The organism is Nocardia rhamnosiphila NBRC 108938, assembly GCF_000720425.1.
Classification (GTDB): Bacteria; Actinomycetota; Actinomycetes; order Mycobacteriales; family Mycobacteriaceae; genus Nocardia; species Nocardia rhamnosiphila.
This window is the reverse complement of record NZ_JOAJ01000011.1, coordinates 126,168-143,904: the sequence shown is the minus strand read 5'-3', so window position 1 is coordinate 143,904 and position 17,737 is coordinate 126,168. Positions and strand designations below refer to the sequence as shown.

Annotated in this window: 20 protein-coding genes; 12 read left to right on the top strand and 8 right to left on the bottom strand. The window is 67.5% G+C overall.

What is annotated here, in order from left to right; translation table 11 throughout:
• The first annotated feature begins 64 nt into the window (after positions 1 to 64).
• The gene (locus tag IG75_RS0131700; RefSeq protein ID WP_030525027.1) at positions 65 to 1,501 is read left to right on the top strand and encodes a glycosyltransferase family 39 protein; all 1,437 of its coding nucleotides are present in this window, start codon (positions 65 to 67) and stop codon (positions 1,499 to 1,501) included.
• Here IG75_RS0131700 and IG75_RS0131695 read toward each other — a convergent pair.
• Positions 1,498 to 2,844 (bottom strand): APC family permease, encoded by a 1,347-nt coding sequence (locus IG75_RS0131695; protein WP_051715318.1) that lies wholly within the window; start codon positions 2,842 to 2,844, stop codon positions 1,498 to 1,500. The genes IG75_RS0131700 and IG75_RS0131695 overlap by 4 nt on opposite strands.
• Before the next feature lie 98 nt (positions 2,845 to 2,942).
• Between IG75_RS0131695 and IG75_RS0131690 the strand changes: the two genes are divergently transcribed.
• On the top strand, positions 2,943 to 4,379 hold the full coding sequence (locus tag IG75_RS0131690; protein ID WP_156059302.1) for an MFS transporter: 1,437 nt from the start codon (positions 2,943 to 2,945) through the stop codon (positions 4,377 to 4,379).
• Positions 4,380 to 4,502: 123 nt separating this feature from the next.
• Positions 4,503 to 5,042, top strand: coding sequence for an ester cyclase (locus IG75_RS0131685; protein WP_030525024.1), 540 nt, complete (start codon positions 4,503 to 4,505; stop codon positions 5,040 to 5,042).
• Positions 5,043 to 5,189: 147 nt separating this feature from the next.
• On the opposite strand, the gene IG75_RS0131680 is transcribed toward IG75_RS0131685, so the two are convergent.
• Positions 5,190 to 5,573, bottom strand: a complete 384-nt coding sequence (locus tag IG75_RS0131680) for a DUF5313 family protein (protein ID WP_030525023.1) — start codon at positions 5,571 to 5,573, stop codon at positions 5,190 to 5,192.
• A gap of 160 nt (positions 5,574 to 5,733) precedes the next feature.
• Here IG75_RS0131680 and IG75_RS0131675 point away from each other — a divergent pair, with 160 nt between their 5' ends.
• Both IG75_RS0131675 and IG75_RS36770 read left to right on the top strand, forming a co-directional pair.
• Positions 5,734 to 6,174: a MarR family winged helix-turn-helix transcriptional regulator gene (locus tag IG75_RS0131675; protein ID WP_030525022.1), complete on the top strand. Its 441-nt coding sequence runs from the start codon at positions 5,734 to 5,736 to the stop codon at positions 6,172 to 6,174.
• A gap of 158 nt (positions 6,175 to 6,332) precedes the next feature.
• Positions 6,333 to 6,674, top strand: coding sequence for a transposase (locus IG75_RS36770; protein ID WP_063045395.1), 342 nt, complete (start codon positions 6,333 to 6,335; stop codon positions 6,672 to 6,674).
• Here IG75_RS36770 and IG75_RS39605 read toward each other — a convergent pair.
• On the bottom strand, positions 6,669 to 7,130 hold the full coding sequence (locus IG75_RS39605) for an LIC_13387 family protein (RefSeq protein WP_162183818.1): 462 nt from the start codon (positions 7,128 to 7,130) through the stop codon (positions 6,669 to 6,671). The genes IG75_RS36770 and IG75_RS39605 overlap by 6 nt on opposite strands.
• Positions 7,131 to 7,187: 57 nt before the next feature.
• Here IG75_RS39605 and IG75_RS37635 point away from each other — a divergent pair, with 57 nt between their 5' ends.
• A complete protein-coding gene (locus IG75_RS37635; RefSeq protein ID WP_051715312.1) occupies positions 7,188 to 7,814 on the top strand; it encodes a TetR/AcrR family transcriptional regulator in 627 nt (208 codons plus the stop codon).
• 293 nt (positions 7,815 to 8,107) lie between these two features.
• Here IG75_RS37635 and IG75_RS0131655 read toward each other — a convergent pair whose 3' ends face one another.
• Together IG75_RS0131655 and IG75_RS0131650 are read right to left on the bottom strand one after the other, a co-directional pair.
• On the bottom strand, positions 8,108 to 8,866 hold the full coding sequence (locus IG75_RS0131655; protein ID WP_030525018.1) for an alpha/beta hydrolase: 759 nt from the start codon (positions 8,864 to 8,866) through the stop codon (positions 8,108 to 8,110).
• Positions 8,863 to 9,297, bottom strand: coding sequence for a VOC family protein (locus IG75_RS0131650; protein ID WP_030525017.1), 435 nt, complete (start codon positions 9,295 to 9,297; stop codon positions 8,863 to 8,865). The genes IG75_RS0131655 and IG75_RS0131650 overlap by 4 nt, the downstream gene beginning before the upstream one ends.
• A 448-nt stretch (positions 9,298 to 9,745) precedes the next feature.
• Between IG75_RS0131650 and IG75_RS0131645 the strand changes: the two genes are divergently transcribed.
• Positions 9,746 to 10,438 carry a response regulator gene (locus IG75_RS0131645; protein ID WP_030525016.1) on the top strand — a complete coding sequence of 231 codons (693 nt, stop codon included), beginning with the start codon at positions 9,746 to 9,748 and terminating at the stop codon, positions 10,436 to 10,438.
• A 1-nt stretch (position 10,439) separates the two neighbouring features.
• Complete coding sequence (locus IG75_RS0131640) at positions 10,440 to 11,594, top strand: sensor histidine kinase (RefSeq protein ID WP_051715309.1); 1,155 nt, start codon at positions 10,440 to 10,442, stop codon at positions 11,592 to 11,594.
• Positions 11,595 to 11,960: 366 nt separating this feature from the next.
• On the opposite strand, the gene IG75_RS0131635 is transcribed toward IG75_RS0131640, so the two are convergent.
• Both IG75_RS0131635 and IG75_RS0131630 read right to left on the bottom strand, forming a co-directional pair.
• Entirely contained in the window at positions 11,961 to 12,797 is an 837-nt protein-coding gene (locus IG75_RS0131635; RefSeq protein ID WP_051746283.1) for a DMT family transporter, read from the bottom strand.
• Positions 12,797 to 13,693 carry an alpha/beta fold hydrolase gene (locus IG75_RS0131630; RefSeq protein ID WP_036515683.1) on the bottom strand — a complete coding sequence of 299 codons (897 nt, stop codon included), beginning with the start codon at positions 13,691 to 13,693 and terminating at the stop codon, positions 12,797 to 12,799. The genes IG75_RS0131635 and IG75_RS0131630 overlap by 1 nt, the downstream gene beginning before the upstream one ends.
• A gap of 81 nt (positions 13,694 to 13,774) precedes the next feature.
• Between IG75_RS0131630 and IG75_RS0131625 the strand changes: the two genes are divergently transcribed.
• The 4 genes from IG75_RS0131625 (at position 13,775) to IG75_RS0131610 (ending at position 15,679) form a co-directional block, all read left to right on the top strand.
• Positions 13,775 to 14,290, top strand: a complete 516-nt coding sequence (locus tag IG75_RS0131625; RefSeq protein WP_051715300.1) for a MarR family winged helix-turn-helix transcriptional regulator — start codon at positions 13,775 to 13,777, stop codon at positions 14,288 to 14,290.
• Between the two features lie 323 nt (positions 14,291 to 14,613).
• On the top strand, positions 14,614 to 15,030 hold the full coding sequence (locus IG75_RS0131620; RefSeq protein WP_030525011.1) for a phage holin family protein: 417 nt from the start codon (positions 14,614 to 14,616) through the stop codon (positions 15,028 to 15,030).
• A gap of 2 nt (positions 15,031 to 15,032) precedes the next feature.
• The gene (locus IG75_RS0131615; RefSeq protein WP_030525010.1) at positions 15,033 to 15,425 is read left to right on the top strand and encodes a DUF3618 domain-containing protein; all 393 of its coding nucleotides are present in this window, start codon (positions 15,033 to 15,035) and stop codon (positions 15,423 to 15,425) included.
• Complete coding sequence (locus IG75_RS0131610) at positions 15,422 to 15,679, top strand: DUF4235 domain-containing protein (RefSeq protein ID WP_030525009.1); 258 nt, start codon at positions 15,422 to 15,424, stop codon at positions 15,677 to 15,679. The genes IG75_RS0131615 and IG75_RS0131610 overlap by 4 nt, the downstream gene beginning before the upstream one ends.
• Positions 15,680 to 15,800: 121 nt before the next feature.
• Here the strand turns inward: IG75_RS0131610 and IG75_RS0131605 are convergent, their stop codons facing one another.
• On the bottom strand, positions 15,801 to 17,327 hold the full coding sequence (locus tag IG75_RS0131605) for a sulfatase family protein (protein ID WP_051715296.1): 1,527 nt from the start codon (positions 17,325 to 17,327) through the stop codon (positions 15,801 to 15,803).
• Positions 17,328 to 17,737 lie beyond the last annotated feature (410 nt).

The window sequence follows — 17,737 nt, the reverse complement described above, 5'->3', positions numbered from 1 at the left end:
CGAGGATCGACCGGGGGGCGTAGCGGTATCCCGGCCCGCGGCCGGCAGCGGGTAGGACGGCGCAATGTACTGGGTGGCAGGTGTTTTCGCGGTCCTGCTGGCCGGGTGTGCCGACCGGTACGGGTACCACCGGGACGAGATGTACTTCCTGGCCGCGGGGCGGCGGCTCGACTGGGGGTATGCCGACCAGCCGCCACTGGTGCCGTTGCTGGCCCGGGCGATGGCCGCGATCGACGCGGATTCCCTGGTGGTTCTTCGGCTCCCGGCGATCGTGGCGGCCACCGCGGTGATCGTGTGTACCGGCTGGGCGGCCCGTGAACTGGGCGGCAGCCGGGCAGCGCAGACCCTGGCCGCCGCGGCGGCGGCCTCTTCCGCGCTACTCCTCGGCGGCGGTCATCAGCTCGGCACCGTGATCTTCGACCTGGCGGTGTGGTCGGCGGTGGTGGTGACAGTACTGCGGCTGCTGCGGCCGGAATCGGATCGGCGCTGGTGGTTGCTCGCCGGAGTGCTGGCGGGTATCGGTTTGCAGAACAAGACACTGCTGGCGCTGCCGCTGCTGGTTCTGGCGTGCGCATTCCTGCTACTCGGCCCACGGAAACTCTTCGTCACCAGGTATTTCCCGGTCGCACTCGCGATCGCCGCGGTCATCTGGGCGCCGAATCTGTGGTGGCAGATGCGCAACGGACTGCCGCAGCTCGAGATGAGCCGAGCCATCGCGGGCGGCTCGTCGGGCACCTCGGACGGCCCGGCCGCCTTCGTACTGCTGCAGTTCGGCCTGATGGGGCCGCTGATGGTGGTGCTGTGGGGCGCGGGTCTGTGGTGGCTGGCCCGGCAACAGCGCTGCCGTGCCTTCGCGCTCACCTACGTATTGTTGTTCGTGGCGTATCTGACCGCCGGGGGCAAGGCCTACTACCTGGGTGGGATGTACCCGGTGCTGCTGGCCGCGGGCGCCACCGCGCTGGTGCCGGCGCTGACCCGTACTCGGGCGCGACTCGCCGCGACCGCCGCGGTTGTCGCGCTGAACGCGGCGGTATCGGCGGTCCTTTTCCTGCCGGTTCTGCCGGTGGCCGCCCTGCGCGATTCGCCGATTCTCGCGCTCAACTACGACGCCGGCGAAACGGTCGGCTGGCCGCGGTTCGCCGACCGGATCGCCGAGGCCAGGGCCCGCTCGGCACCGGACGCGGAAATACTCACCGCCAACTACGGCGAAGCCGCGGCCATCGAGCGTTTCGGTGCCCCGTACGACCTCCCGGTTCCGCGCAGCGGCCACAATGCCTACTGGTGGTGGGGGCCACCGGCCGATGCCCGCCCGATTCTCACCGTCGGCCTCACCCGCGCGGAAGTCGCGCGTTTCTGTGCCGATTCCGCTCCCGAATCGGCGGGCCGTATCGACAACGGGCTCGGAATCGACAATGACGAGCAAGGGGCGGCGATGTACGTGTGCCGTACCGTACGGGCGCCCTGGGCGCAGCTGTGGCCGGCGCAGCGGCAGCTGGGTTAGCCCTCCTGCCGTGGATTCGGGGCGCCGGCCGCGTCGGAGCGTGCCGTTCCGGATCCGCGGGTCCGGCCCGCGCGGACGAGCTGCGCACCGCCCACCACCAGACCGAGTCCCAGCAGGATCAGTCCGCGCAGCCACACCGCACCGTCGATCCGCGTGAACAGGAAAAGGCAGGATGCCAGGCCGAGCCAGGGCACCACGGTCGGGACCCGGAACGCACCCGTGCCGTCCGGTTCCCGGCGCAGCAGGAGCACCGCCACGTTGACCGCCGTGAACACGACGAGCAGGAGCAGGACCAGTGTTTCGGCGAGGGCCGCGATTTCGCCGGTCAGTGCCAGCAGCAGCGAGAGAGCCGTGGTCGCGAGTACGGCCACCCACGGGGTCCGGCGGTGCGGAAGCAGCCGGGCCAGGCCCCCGGGCAGCAGACCGTCGCGGGCCATCCCGTAGGCGAGCCGGGAGGCCATGATGCCGGTCAGCAGTGCGCCGTTGGCGACCGCCACCAGCGCGATCACGGCGAACAGGCGTTCCGGTACCCCGCCGGCCGCCCGGACCACCTCCAGCAGCGGACCGCTCGACTCCGCCAGAATCTCGGTGGGAACGACCGCCCCGGCGACCACCCCGAGTAACACGTACACCAGACCCGCGGTCAGCAGCGCGCCGAACAGTGCCCGCGGGTAGGCCCGGCGCGGATCCCGCACTTCCTCGGCCAGATTCACCGAGGTCTCGAACCCGACGAACGAGTAGTAGGCGAGTACCGCGCCCGCCAGGGTCGCCCCGACCGCGCCGTGTTCGGCGGTGCCCAGCTCGAGGAGCCGGCGCGGCTCGCCGTCGCCGCGGACGAGAACCCAGGTGCCGAGACCGATGACCAGGAGCAGCCCGCCGACCTCGACGGCCGTGGCGACCACGTTCGCACCGAGCGATTCCTTGACACCACGGATGTTGAGCAGTGCGAGTGCGCTCAGGAACAGCACGACGACGGCCGCGGTGGGCACGGTGATCAGTTCGGCCAGATAATCCGAGGCGAAGCCGCGCGCCAGCGCACCGACCGAGACGACGCCCGCGGCGAGCATGCAGAAGCCGATGAAGGCGCCGGCGGCCGGCCCGAGCGCCCGGGTCACATAGTGGGCCGAGCCGCCCGCTCGCGGAAACCGAGTGGCCAGTTCCGCGTACGAGCCCGCGGTGAGACAGGCCAGTACGAGCGCGGTGAGCAGCGGCACCCACACCGCGCCACCCGACTGCGCGGCGATGTCGCCGATCAGTACGTACACCCCGGCGCCCAGCACGTCACCGAGAACGAAGAAGTACAGCAGGTGGGTGGGCACAGTGCGCCGCAACGTCGTCGCCATAGCGCCCGTATACCCCCGGCATGCCGCTCTCACCAGCGGATCGGCCGACCCGGGTGGGCCCCGGGTTTGCCGCTACCGCGAGCGGGAAGCCCCGCCCCATGACGACGGTGCGTACCCGGATCCCGGCCCGCCTCGACCGGCTCCCCTGGGCACGCTGGCACTGGATGATCGTGGTCGGATTGGGCGCGGTGTGGATCATCGACGGCTTCGAGGTCACCGTCGTCGGCAGTGTCGCGACGAGACTGTCCGAGCCCGGCAGCGGTCTGGCCATTTCGTCGGCGCAGGTGTCCGGGCTCGCGGCGGCGATGTATGTGGCGGGCGCGTGTATCGGGGCCCTGGTCTTCGGCCGGCTGACCGACCGCTACGGCCGCAAGAAGCTGTTCATCGTCACGCTGGTGGTGTATCTCGTGGCCACCGCTATGACCGCCTTCTCCTTCTCGGTCTGGTGGTTCGTCCTGTTCCGGTTCCTCACCGGACTCGGCATCGGCGGTGAGTACGCGGCCATCAATTCCGCGATCGACGAACTGATTCCCGGCAAGTACCGCGGCCGGATCGATATCGTCATCAACGGCACCTATTGGCTGGGCGCCTCCGGCGGCGCGTTGCTCTCGGTGGCCGCGCTGAATCCGCAACTGCTCGCGCCGGATATCGGCTGGCGCCTCATGTTCGGCATGGGTGTGCTCTTCGGGCTGCTGGTACTCGTGGTGCGTCGGCATGTTCCGGAAAGCCCCCGGTGGATGTTCATCCACGGCCGTGACCGGCAGGCCGAGGAACTGGTCGACGCGGTGGAGGAGCAGGTGCGCCGGGACACCGGTGCCGACCTGCCACCGGTGGCGGAGACCATCGAGGTGCGGCAGCGGCGTTCCACCGGGTTCGGCGAAATCGCCTCGGTCATGTTCCGGAAGTATCCGCGCCGCAGCGTACTCGGGCTGGCGCTGTTCATCGGCCAGGCGTTCCTCTACAACGCGGTCACCTTCAATTTCGCCGTCATCCTCGGTGAATCCTTCGACGTACCCAGTGATCGCACGGGCTACTTCTATGCCGTCATGTGCCTGGGCAGTTTCTTCGGGCCGCTGCTGCTCGGCCGTTATTTCGACACCATCGGCCGTAAGCCCATGATCGCGGGCTCCTACCTGGGATCGGGTGTGCTGTTGCTGCTCACCGCGTTACTGCTGGTACGTGGTGACCTCACCGCCGTCACGCTCACCGCCTGCTGGACGGCGGTGCTGTTCGTGGCCTCCTGCGGCGCGAGCTCCGCCTATCTGACGGTGAGTGAGATCTTCCCGATGGAGACCAGGGCGATGGCCATCGCGTTCTTCTACGCCCTGGGCACCGCCGCGGGCGGTATCGCGGGACCACTGGTATTCGCGGAGCTCACCGGGGACGGCGACGCCGGTCGTACCGCGCTGGCCTTCACCATCGGCGCGGTCATGATGATGCTCGGCGGAATCGTCGAGTTGCTCTTCGGGGTGCGTGCCGAGCGGCAATCGCTGGAAGACATCGCCGCGCCGCTGAGTTCGCAGCGCACCGGCTGAAACCGGGGTCCGGCCGGTATCCCCGCGCCCACGGCAGGGCGCGATCGCGACCTTCCCGAACCCCCTGTGCCCGGGTAACATTCCGGGCATCGGGGCGTCGTCCCGCACCCTGGGGGAGTTGTCATGGCTCATGATCCGTCGGATCTCGCGCAGCTGGCCGCCCGTGCCGTCCTGATCATGGCCGACGGCTCGCCTACCGATTTCGAGGATGTGTTCCATCCGGAGGCGCTCAATCGGGAGAGCGCCGCCGAACCGCCCGAGTGCCGTGCACCCGGCCCGGCGGGTTTTCACGCGAGCGCGATCTGGCTGCGGCGGACCTACGCCGATCTGCGCTGGAAGATCCACGAGGCGACCGCGTCCCAGGACATCGCGGCCGTGCACACCACCATGTCCGGCCGCCAGATCGACACCTTCGTGGTCTACGACGCGCAGGGCGTTCCCGAACAGGCGTTCCCGGCCACCGGCCGATCGTTCGCCGTCACCCAGACACACTGGTTCCGGATCGCCGACGGCACGGTCCGGGAGCACTGGGCGAATCGGGACGATCTCGGTCTGGCCCAGCAGCTGGGCTGGGTGCCGCCGACACCGGTCTATCTGTTCCGGATGTGGCGGGCCACCAGGGCGGCGCGGTGGGCGCCGGTGCCGTCCGCCGTCACCGGTTGACCGCCTCCGCACGTTCGGCGGGAGCCTGTCGGTGCGTTGCGGTGGCGGCGGGTGTGGCTACCCGGTGCGTGCGCCTCGAACAGCACCGGTCGACCGCTTCGCCGCCGGTGAGCGGCCTCCGCCGGGTCCGCCGCGCGGTCTCCGCCGCTAGGCCGCTCTGCCGTAGCGGCGCTCGTAGGCCAGGCGGTCGTCGGCGTGCCGGCGACGTTCCGCCATATCCGCGAGATCGGGGTCGAGACCGTGCTGGATCAGGCGGTGGCGACGGTAGACGTAGAGCAGCGCGACGGTGAAGTAGACGAGCGGAATGTAGAGCAGTCCCATCATGGACAGGTGCATCCACAGCGGCCCGGGCAGCAGTAGGAGCAGGCACAGCGGCGCGATCACCGGCACCAGGAAGCGCAGCAGATAGCGCCGGGTGGCTCCGGGCCCGGTGAGGTCCACCAGCACCCAGTCCGTCAGCGGGGCGGGTAAGGATTGGCCGCAGATATAGCGGATCCGCTGCACGGGGGTCGGCGTTGGTCGTGCGGGCATCGGCAGCTCCTCGACTCCGGGTGGCAATCGGACGACTCACCCGTTCCAGTTGTCCGATAATGTATCGTACACTAACGATTAGCGCGCGACTTATTTGCCGTACGGCTCCCGCAGGCCAAGCGGGGCACGGACGTATCATCCGATCTCCGAGGAGGTGTCCATGGACAGCACGATCGAGGACCCGCTACGGCTGGAGCGGCAGGTGTGCTTCGCCCTGGCGTTGGCCAACCGCGCCGTGCTGGCGATCTACCGGCCGCTGCTGGAGCCGATGAAGCTCACCCATCCGCAGTACCTGGTGATGCTCGCCCTCTGGGGCGACGCCCCGCTGTCGGTCAAGGAGATCGGCGAACTGCTCCAACTGGATTCGCCGACGCTGTCCCCGTTGCTCAAACGTCTCGAGGCATTGGACTACATCACCCGCACTCGCGACCCGCGTGACGAACGAAACCTCGTCATCGACCTCACCCCCGCCGGCCGGGCACTGCGTGCCGAGGCCGAGAAGATCCCGCCGGCGGTGGTCGAACGGCTGGGTGTGGGCCTCGACGACCTGGAGGAACTGCATGCGGTCCTGACCCGGGTGAACCGGGCGGCCCGCGGTTAGGGCGTGTATCGAAGTCGCTGATGGGGTGGCACCGCGAATGAAGCGGTGCCACTCCATCAGTTTTTTGGTGAAAGACTCTGTCCGTGTTGGCGGATGGGCGAGGTCTCCGGTAAGTGGGTTGGACGACCGAGCGCAACCGGAACCAAACCGGAGACCTCGTGATCACGGTAGCGGTGGTGGGGCGCGCGGACCTGACCGATGCTCAATGTGACGTTCCACCCCACTACGGGTCCTGGCCCGCGGTCTACGGGCTGTTCCGGCGATGGCAGCGGGCAGGGGTGTGGGCGCTGATCCTGAAAATGCTGCAATGCTTCGCCGAGTCTGTAGGCCGGATCGGGTGGCGGATCAGCGTCGACTCCACGATCATGCGGACCCATCAGCACGCGGCCGGAGCCCGCCGCGACGGCCACACTCAGGCCGAGCCACCCGGCGGACCGGCAGGCCTGAGCCCAGCGACCATGCACTCGGCCGCTCCCGCGCTATGCAGCCTGGGGTTATAGGGTTTCCAGCTGAGGACCGGCCCCCATGGTCCGGGTCGGAAGGCCGGAGATGCGAGATGCCCGGAACGCGATCACAAATGCCAGGCTGGCGGCGGCGAACAATGCGATGGGGGGAAGTGGCAACAGCACTGCCGCGTTGATCAGCATTGCCACCGAGGCGACCGCGCCGGTCAGTGCTGCGGTCCGCGCCTGTCCGGCCGCCCGGCCGAGCATCAGGAACAGAACTCCCGCCGAGAACACCGTGAGGCCGACGCCGAAGCTCAGTCCGTTGAGCATGTCGTTGTAATTGCGTTGCAGCCCAGGGAAGTCGAAAGGTTGTGACCGCATCACTTCCTCGATTGCTCTCTCAGGGGCCGACTTGGGTAAAAGGATCATGGCGATGTCCGCGGCGGTATGTCCCGTGCCGGTCGCGATCCAGCACCAAGCGCCGATTTTATAAGCGGTGTTGAACGACATGACAATCCTCCAGATCCACTACATCTGTAGCAATTACTACAAATGTAGCATGTAGCTGTGGGCGAAATACAGACCAATCGCAAGGCATTGCTGACCAACAGCGCGACCACCGTCGTCGCAGACCAGGGTCTGCGCGGTTTGACCCACCGGGCAGTCGACCGCGCCGCCGGGCTGCCGTCCGGTACCTGCAGTTATCATTTGCCGACTCGTCAAGCCCTGTTATCGGCCATGCTCGATGCCATTGCCGCTTCGGAAATGGCCGAGATCGACGCCGTGCTCGCCGGCCGCCGGCTGATGGAACTGCCGGTGGAAGAGCGGATCAGCAGAACCACGAGCCTCCTCCTTCATTGGCTCGGGCCGGCACGCGCGCGCAGTCGCGTCCGGCTGCTGCTCATGCTCGACGCACCGAGCCGCGAACTGGTCGAACTATCCGCCACAGCCTTCACGGCAGGCTTTCATACGCTGGCGTTTCGCGAACTGGCCGATTCGGACTTGGCCGGATTGATGATTGCCCTGCTCGACGGGCTGCTCGTCAGTGAACTCACTGAGGGGCGAACCCCGGTCGATCCGGATCGCCTGCGCGGCCGCATATCGGCGATCATTACCGGCCTTCTACCCGAGCCCGGAGAAAATCGTGGACCGAGGGCAGCGCTGGTCGAGGGCACGCCACCTGCGCCGCAGTAGTTTCCGGGCACGCCACCCGCGGACTCACACCGCGGACAGCGTGACGTCGAGCGCGGACAGACGGCGGCCAGAATCCTCGCGAGACCACCGACATCAGAATGGCGGGTCGGGCATGCCGTCCATGATCATCGCCGTAGGTTGGTGGTCGCGTGGCCGGCCTGACCGGATCCGGCGGCAACGAGCGGTTCGGCCGGCGACCAGCACACAGTGACGTAGCCACTTACCGGGCAGTCGATACGGCCCCGGGCGCCGCGGCTTTCGTCGGTACGAGCAGTGGATCCGGCCCGCAGAGGCTAAGGATTGTTTCGTATCCATTCGAGTACTGGCGGTGCGACCTGCTCGAGGGCTGATTCGGCGATGATCCAGTGTGGCAGTCGGGGATGAATCCAGTGTTCGGCGTGGTAGCGGGCGGCGAGGCGCCGCGAGATCCACGGCGCAACGTTGCGGTCGGCGCCGGCACTCACGCAGAGTACGGGACAGGTGACCGCGGCGGCGTCGACCCGGACCGACGGTGTCCCGAAGCTCATCGCACGGAAGACCCGGCCGGAATCCGGAACCAGTTCCGGAATGAGCCGATCCCGTTCCTCGGCCGGTAGGGTGCTCAGCGGGACCTCACGCATGGTGCGTGGTCCGGGCAGGAACGGGCGTCCGGCCAGCACGGCGGGAAGGATGGGGAGCAGGTGCGGTAGCGGAAGCAGTTGCGGCCACAACACGCCCGGCGGAATCGAGGCGAGCAGTACGATGGAATGCGGGTTGCGGAGTTCGGCCACCTTTTGGGCCAGTAGTCCCCCCAAGCTGTGCCCGATGACGATCGCGTCCCTCACCAGGCTGTCATAGGCATCCAGCGCGACTGCCACGCATTCGCCGACGCCGGTACGTCGAAGCGATGCCGGATCGGTCGGCTCGCGGCCGGGCATGGCCGGTGCACAGCATTCGTATCCGGCGTCTCGCAGGAATCGAAGCCAAGGTTCCAGCAGTGCCGGTCGGCCGAAGACACCGTGCAGGAACAGAATCGGCGGAAGTCCGACGTGGTTGTTCTCGATACCGGTCACGATCGTTCCTCGGCTTCGGCCAGTGCGGCTGCGGAGAACTGCTCAGCATACTCCGTAGTGGGCGGGATCGGAGTGATCACGTCGATGAGCACCCCATCGGGCCCGGGAAAGATCGTATGCCGTTGACCGAAATCCTCCGAGCGCAGCGGCAGCACAGGGGTCAGGCCGTCCGCGACGAGGCGGTCGTGGACGGCATCGACGTCGTCGACCTCGATATTGAGAAGGATGCCGCCTGCGGTGCGCGCACTGAAATCCTCAGGGATCGAGGGGTGACCCACCTGGAGTAACGCCAATTCCCACCGATCCAGTCTCAGACCGACGTACCAGTCGGACTCGAAGGTCGTGCCGAACCCGAAGTGCGTGCGGTAGAAGGCGGCCGCGTCGGCTACATCCGCCGTCATCAGCACGGGATAGAGGCTGGTCGGAATCATCAATACTCTCCTCAGACAGGCGTTTCGTACGATGGGCTCACCACGGAACGACTCGGCAGCCGCCGGCCTGGCTCGGTGGCGATTAGGCGTGTGCCGAGGCAATCCGGATGGGTGGCTGTGGGGCAGGGGGTGGCTCGGTGTCCGTGGGACGGTGCAGGTGACGCTATCGAATGGCGCATCTCCATTCGAGTGCCGATGGTCATGATCTCCCAGGTGCCGGGGCGACCGCCTAACAGTATCGAGCCGACGTCCTGCCTTCTTTCCGCGAGATTCGTTGCAGCTGCCAGGCATGACCTTTGGCACGGTCGACGCGGGGATCGGTCGTCTAGGCTCTGCCAATGAGACCCACCGAGCCGCCGCGGACAGTCTCACCCGACGTCGGTCATCCGTGCAGGCGACCACGCCGCGGCACGAGGAGAGCAGCAAACACTGTTCGGGACGTCGAGAGATGAGCGCACCGATTCGGGTGTTGGTCGTCGATGACCAACACCTCGTGCGGGAGGGAATCCGAAGCCTGCTGGCACTCAGCGACGTCGTCGAGGTGGTCGGTGACTGTGCGGACGGCGACCAGGCCCTGGCATTTCTGGCCGTCCGGGAGATCGATGTCGTCCTGCTGGACCTTCGGATGCCGGAGCGTGACGGCATCGCCACGCTTACCGCTATGCAGGATCGAGGGCTCGACGTGCCGGTGCTGGTGCTGACGACATTCGATGACGACGAACTCGTCCTGGCCGCGCTCCGCGCCGGAGCCAAGGGTTACATGCTGAAGGACGTCACCTTGGAGCAGTTGCTCGCCGGTGTCCGCGCCCTCGCGACAGGAGGAACACTTTTGCAGCCCGCGCTCACCGACCGGTTGTTGCGCACTGTATCCCGTGCGAGCCGCACAGCCGAGCCTTTCTACCCCCGGCAACAGCTCACCGAACGCGAGCTCGACGTCCTCCGGCTCGCGGCGAGCGGTTGGTCGAACCGCCAGATCGCCCAGGGACTGCACCTGGCGGAGGGCACGGTGAAGAACCATATGTCCAGCGTGCTGCTCAAGCTCGGGGTGAACGACCGGACCAAGGCGGTGTTGCGCGCGCTGGAGTCGGGGATCCTGAACGCTGAGAACCACGGTCCTACCGACCGGCCGGCGGGAGGCTGAGATGAGCCGGTGGTGGAGCGCCCGGAATCCGCTGATCCTCACGAGTGTCGTCTGCACTGTCGCGGTGGGTATGGCCGCGGGTTTCGAAAGCGTTCTCTCCCCGACGGGCGGCCCGCCGATGTTGTGGTGGGGCGCGTACTCCCTGTTCTTCCTCTTGCTGCTGGCGGTACACGACTGTATTCCCCGCCCCCGGCGGGTGTCCGTCGATGCGTTGTTGACCGTGATGCTCGCCTTGGGCGCGGTGCTGGTCTTCCTGTTCTCCGAACAAGTGTGGATGGCGTTGCTGTTCGTCCTGACCGCGGCGGTCGCCGCCTTCTTCTGGACTCGTCGCATGGTAGGCGTTCTGATCGCCGTCCAGACTCTGTTCGTCGTGTTCGCGGCGCTTGCGGGCGGCTTGTCTGCTGTTGATCTCGTCGTGGGTACGACCGTGTTCGGCGGGTCTCAGGCGTTCAGCGCACTGGTGGTTTTCACCGCGCGGAGCGAGGCGGACGCACGCAATGAGCTCGCCGTCGCGCACGTCGAGCTGTGCTCGACCACAGCACAGTTGGAGGTGGCAACACGAGAAGCCGAGCGACTGCGGATCGCGCGCGATCTGCACGATCTCGCCGGTCACCATCTTGCCGCGCTCTCTTTGGAACTCGAAGTGGCCGCGCATCTGACCGAGGAGGGCGCGGGTCACGAGCATGTCGTGCGAGCGAGGTCGATTGCCAAGGACCTGCTGAACACTGTACGGACAGCAGTCGGCGAAATGCGCACGGAAACCCCGTCACTGGAGCCCGCACTGCGAAAAATCGCGGCAGACATCTCGAACCTGGATATTTCGGTGGAGGTGACGGGTCGCGTCGACCTGACCATGGAGCAGACCGTCGCGATCCTACGGTGCGTGCAGGAGTCGATCACCAACACACTGCGGCATTCCGATGCGCACGACATGCATATTCGTATCGGTGCCGACGGCGATGAGGTTCGACTGGTCGTTACCGACGATGGTGGCGGAGTCGCGCGAATCGTACCGGGCCATGGTGTGAGCGGTATGCAAGAGCGCTTCGAGTCTCTCGGTGGCGACCTCCGGATACAGTCCTCCCTCGGGGCCGGATTCGCGATCATCGGTCGATTGCCGCATCCATCGACCACCGTTCTCGATGGTGACGTCTGACAGAGGCGGAGAGCGGCACTGCGCCCACCGTCGACGAGAACCCCTCGGATGAAGCGAGCCACACCACTGCCGGTCGGTCGCGAGTACGACGCGCGCAGGGCCGCAGGTGATCTTTCGACGCACGCGTCTGGGCCCCTCGACCCATGACCGTTGGCACATACGGCGCCACACCGATAACGTATGAATTCAGATGTCTCCGGGACCGCGCGAGGGCGCATCCCGAGCCGCGGCGGCGTTCGGAGGCGGGAGGTATTCAGCGTCTTGGCGCAATCCGAATGGCTCGGATAGAGAGCGGGGCCGGCGATGGGCGCGGAGACGGCGCGAAGCCTCCTCTGCGCGGTCGCAGCAGGTAGCGGTTACATACTCTCAACCGATCGAGATCGCCAGCACTCCGCTCAGCGCGGTGGCTATGCCGATCTGCTGGTGGCGACCGAGCTCTTCGCGCAGAAAGATCCGAGCGAGCGCGATCGTGACGAAGGTGTGCAGGGAACCGAGTACCGCGACGATGCCGATCATGCCGAGAGCGGAGGCGGTCGCGTAGAGGGCGTCACCCACCACTATCAGGCCGCCGATGAGCGCGAGCGAGGGAAGCGCCGCGGCCCGGAGGGCAACCCGGTGTCGCAGGATGACGACAGCCGCGACGAGAAAACCAACGGCGGTGAGCCGGGCGGTGAGCAATGCCCAACCGATATCTCCCGCACTTGCGGTGTCCATCGCGACAAAGAAGGTCCCGAAACCGGCCGCGGCGAGGAGACCGAAGCCGATACCGGCCCACGTTCGGTTACTGGTGTCGGGCCGACCCGCACGGTACGAACCGATCAGCAGACCGGCGAGCGCAAGACCGAGACCGGCCAGCCGCAGAACGCCGGGCACCTCGCCGAGAACCATGCCGGCCAGCAGGGGCACCACCGGTGCGAAGGCAGCGAAAGCGGCGACGAGGGCGATGACACCGACTGCCATACCTCGGTACAACGCTGCGATAGCGCAGGTTTCAGCGGCACCTGCCAGTACGGCCCATCCGAGCGATGCGGCATCGGGTATGACCGCACGACGGACGACAGCGATGACCGCCAGCATCCCCAGTGCGGTCGTCTGCGATACCAGCAACACCGACAGCAGGGGAATCGTGCGGCTTTTGACACCGCCGAGAAAGTCGGCGACACCCCAGCCGACGGCCGCGCCGAGTGCGAGCACGATCATCATCAGGTGACCGGGCGCTGCCCGGCGACACGCCGCACGGAGGTGTGCGCGAGTACCTCGGGAACAACGACGTCCCAGGTATGTAAGGGGAAGACCTCATGGCCGGTCCCTTCCAACGGCACGAGACGGGCGTCCGCGATCTCGGCGGCCAGGGCGCGGCCGTGCTCGATGGGCAAGAACGGGTCTTCGGTGCCGTGCAGCACGAGCGTCGGTATCCGGATCTGCCTCAGCCGCTCCCGCCAGGGATCCCCGGCATCGATCAAGAATGGATTGGACAGTTGCGCAGCGATATCGATGGCGCGGTCGACGACCCGGCGAGCTCGCCGCCGCTGCGCTCGGATGTCGAACGGCCGGGTAGCAGCAGCGAACGGGCGTGTCACAGCGATCAGGTATTCGACCACCGCATCCCGGTCCGACCAGTCCGGAGCAACTGGTTCATCACCGAAATAGGCTTCCAGCCCGGGCGACATGCCCGGCAAATCGACCTGTTCGTGTCCCGGGCCGCCCGGAGTGCCGGAGGCGAGGGACAGCGAAGCAACCAGATCGGGGTGTTCCAATGCGGCCAGCTGGGCGACTGCCGCGCCCTGTGACATGCCGACCAGATGCACCCGGCCCAAGCCGAGCGCCTCGATCAAGGCAGCCAGATCGGAGACCAGATCTCGCAGCCCGTATGCCGGAGCCCCGACCGGATAGACGGTGGACCTGCCGGCATCGCGGCTGTCGTAGCGAATGACGCGACGGTCGCCTGCCACGAGCCGTCCGACGAACGCGTCGTCCCATGTGAGCATGGATTCCCCGGCGCCGTGGAGCAGCACGATAGCCGGATCGGCCGGATCGCCCATGCTCTCCACACATATGCCGACATCGTCGACCTCAATGATTTGTTCCCCGAGGTACATGCTGCCTCCAAATCGTTACATGTAACGGAGACCGTAGCACGGATTCGTTACATGTAACGATAATTTTGCTAGACTCGGCTCATGAGCTGGACTGAGGATCCGCCGATCGACGACCGGGCACGCGCAGCGTGGTCCGCGTATCGCCGGCTCCGCGAGCGTGTGGACACACAGGTCGCACGCGATCTCGAACACCTCTGCAAGCTCTCGATAGTGGATTACGAGGTACTGGCCGCCTTGGCTGAGTTGCAGAGCCGAGAAGAGTGCGTCCGGGTGCGCGGCCTGGCGACTGAACTCGACTGGGCCCACAGCAGACTGTCGCGTCAACTCGGCCGCATGGAACAGCGCGGGTTGATCGCGCGAGAGCCCTGCGAGCGCGATGGCCGCGGCGACGATGTTCTGCTCACCGAGGCGGGTCGCGCCGCGGTAGACGCCGCGAGGCCCGCGCACGACGCGGCGATACGCGAGCACCTGACCGGCCGGTTGACCGCACATCAGATCGCCACGCTGATCGATATCGAACGAGCGACCGACAAGGCCCACACCCGTCCAGGTGAGTCCGCCACCCCGGGGAGGCATCGGGGCCGAGCCGCTCGATAGGAGTGGCCCGGACCTCTAACCGCCTCGCGGATATGGTGAGAAGGTTTGGACGATGCCACCTGAGAAGCTCCTGAAGCTGCCGTGGGTGGCACCGTGTGGACGTTGCGCCGCCAGACCACGCCGGCCCGGTGGCATGCAGGACAACGGTGTGAAAGGCAAACGAACATGCCGGGTTCAGGGCGGCCCGTCGGCCCGCGCCCCTGCTCGCCACTTCGACACACGCCTAGGTGCGCGGACGCGGGCCGGATCGAATTCTCACCCGGTCGCGGTGTCGTTTGGCCCGGGATCCGGCGGGTATCCGCCCGCCGGACAGGAGGTAGCACATGACTCGGACGGCACAGCCGCCTACGCGGCAGTCAGGGGACGACCGGTCGGTCGGCGAACTCGTCGATGTGGCCACCATCCAGGTGAGCAGGCTGGTGCGTGACGAAATGCGCCTGGCCCGGCTGGAGATGCAGGAAAAGACGAGCGCCGCGGCCAAAGGCGCCGGGCTCGCGGGCGCGGGCGGACTGCTGATGTTCTACGGCGGTGCGGCATCGATCGCGGCCGTGGTCCTGGCGCTGGCGCTGGCTCTGCCGGGGTGGGCCGCGGCCCTGATCGTCGGCGCCGTATTACTCGCCGGTGGGGCCGCCCTCACCTGGCTCGGGAAGCGGAACATCACGGCGAGCGCGCCGCCGGTGCCCACGGACGCCCTGGCGGGGGCACGCGCCGATATCGAGACCGTCACCCACCGGAGGTAGCGATGAACGAGAACGGAGGACGATCCGTCGACGACGACCGGGACGCCTTGCGGCGCGACCGCGATCAGGTCCGGGAGGAACTTCGCGAGACGGTGGACGAGCTCGCCGGGAAGTTCGATGTGCGGGCGCGAGCGCAGGACACCGCGCACCACGCCGCCGAGGAGGTACGGCACCGGGCCGGAGAGGTGGAGCGCACGGTCCGCGATCGCGCCGGCCAGGTGCAGGCGCAGGCCCATCAGCTCCTCGAACGGGCCGAGGCCGGGACACCCGAGCCCGTGGCGGCGGGCGGCCGGAAGACGGCAGAACTGCTGCGCGGCTATCCGGTACCCGCCGTGACCGCGGCCCTCGCCGCCGCGTTGGTGGCGTGGCTGCTCGTACGAGGCAGGAAATCATGAATTTGCTGTACAAGCCGATCGGCACGGTGGCCGGGGTCCTCGGCGGGATGGCGGCGCACACGGTGTTCCGTCAGCTCTGGCGCCGGGCCGCCGGCCAGGACGAGGCCCCGGCGGCGACCTCTCCCGACTACGGCTGGCGCGAGGTCCTGCTCGCGGCCGCACTCCAGGGCGCGGTGTTCGGCCTGGTCAAAGCATCCGTCGACCGTGCCGGGGTGCTCGCGTACCACCGGATGACCGGGAAGTGGCCGACCTGAGAAATCCGGAGCGGCGAACGCGTCTCGGCCGCCGACCACTATCGGACCCGCGGTGTGGCCGTGCCGGTGCGGAGCCGATCGGTCCGGTCCGATCCCGATCGAGGTGACCGTTTTCCGGCCGTCAGCGGCAGGTCACTCCGGCGCAGGCGGTGAGAGCGGCCAGGCGTCGGTCGAGGGTGGCGACCAGGTCGGCGTGCGCGGCGCGTCCTTCGGGGGTCTTGATGAGATTGGTCAGCTGGTACGGGTCCGTGTGCAGGTCGTACAGCTCATATTCGCGCTGGTCGAGCGGGCGTTCTCGTTCGTACCAGCGGGCGTACAGGTAGCGGTCGGTGCGGACAGCGCTCCAGGACGGCATATCGAGTGTGTAGATCAGCGGAGTGTCGGTACCGGGGATCTGTTCCTGGGCGATGCCGTCGCGGCCCTCGCTACCCGGACCCCCGTACTCGGCGACGAAATCGTCACGCCACCCGGCGGTCTCGCCGGCCAGCACGGATGTGAGCGAGCGGCCGTCGGTCCGATCGGGGATCGGGAGGCCGGCCCAGTCGAAGATGGTCGGGGCGAGGTCTGTGGACAGGGCCATGGCACCACTGTGGCCGGGCCGGATTCCGGGTCCGGTGACGGCGAGCGGCACCCGCATGGATTCTTCGTAGGGCGCCATCTTCTGGGTCAGCCGGTGCGCGCCGAGACTGTAACCGTTGTCGGAGGTGAAGATCAGATAGGTGTTGTCGAGTTCGCCGGTGCGGTCGAGGGTTTCGACGATCCCGGCGACCATCTCGTCGAGGGAGTTCAGCGCCCCCAGCCGATTGGTGTAGTCGGGATCGTTGGTGACGGTGATGGTCGCCGCCCGCGGGTTCGCGGTATCGATCAGCCACGACGGCTTATCCGATACGTCGGGCTCCTGATAGTTCGGTGACCGGGGCGCGGCTGTCGGCCGGGTCTCGGCCAGGTGCCGGGGCGCGGGCGGAATCGGGAAGTGCGGAGCGGTGGAGGCGGCGTACCAGAAGAACGGCTGCCCCGCGGCGGCGGCGTCGGTGATGAACCGCTCGGATTTGGCGCGGATCACGTCGGTTTCGTAATCCTGCGGCGCCACACCGTATTTCACGAAGGTTCCGTTTTCGTTGAGCGTGTAGTTGTAGCCGGAGTACAGGAAATTGTCGACGCCGGCGTGCCAGTCGTCCCAGCCGGGCGGGATGTGCCCGGGGTCGTCCTCCAGCCCGTTGAGGTACTTGCCGGCCATACCGGTTCGGTACCCCGCGCCGTGCAACGCGGTGGCGATGGTGTGGGACTCGTTGCCCCGGGCGCGGAAGGTCTCGAAGCCGCCCACTTCGCCGGCGTTGGTGAGGACACCGGTGTTGTGCCCGTACCGACCGGTCAGGATGGAGGCACGGGCCGCGCAGCAGATCGGCATCGGCGCGAACGCGTCGGTGAACTCCATCCCGCGGTCACGGATGAGTGCGGCGGTCCGCGGCATCGCCTGCCACACCGGCGTCGTCGCCGAATCCAGGTCGTCGGCGAGGATCACGACCACGTTGGGTCGCTGATCGACGGGTTCCGGGGCGGCGGACACCACGGATACACACCCGGTCGCCGCCAGCAGCACCACGATCACCGCGGACAGGGAATTGCGCACGGACCGAGCAGAACCCATGAGAACTCCTCGCGAGCGTTGGCCGACGGCCGTCCGGGCGGCACCCGATATCCGGCGGCCACAACCCTAGCCCAGCGAGCCGGCCCGATGTCTCAGCGCCGCCGCGATCCTCCCAGGCCACCGCATGCGGTGCGGACCGGCGGCGTGCGTCGGCCCTCGAAAGCTTCGACGGGCTCGCCCGCCAACGCCACCGACTCCCGCCCGTCCGGACCCGTGGGCACATCACCCACGAGGGTGACCCGGTAGAGCCGCCGGTCGTGCTCGAGGGCCAGATCCAGAGAACCTCGCTGTGCCGAGTGAACGAACGCACCGTGACGCGCAGGCCCTTCCGGCGCCCGACCCCTCCACGAAGCCCTCAGCGTGCAACCGGATCTCGGAGACCGGTGACGATGGCGTCGCGAACGCGTTCT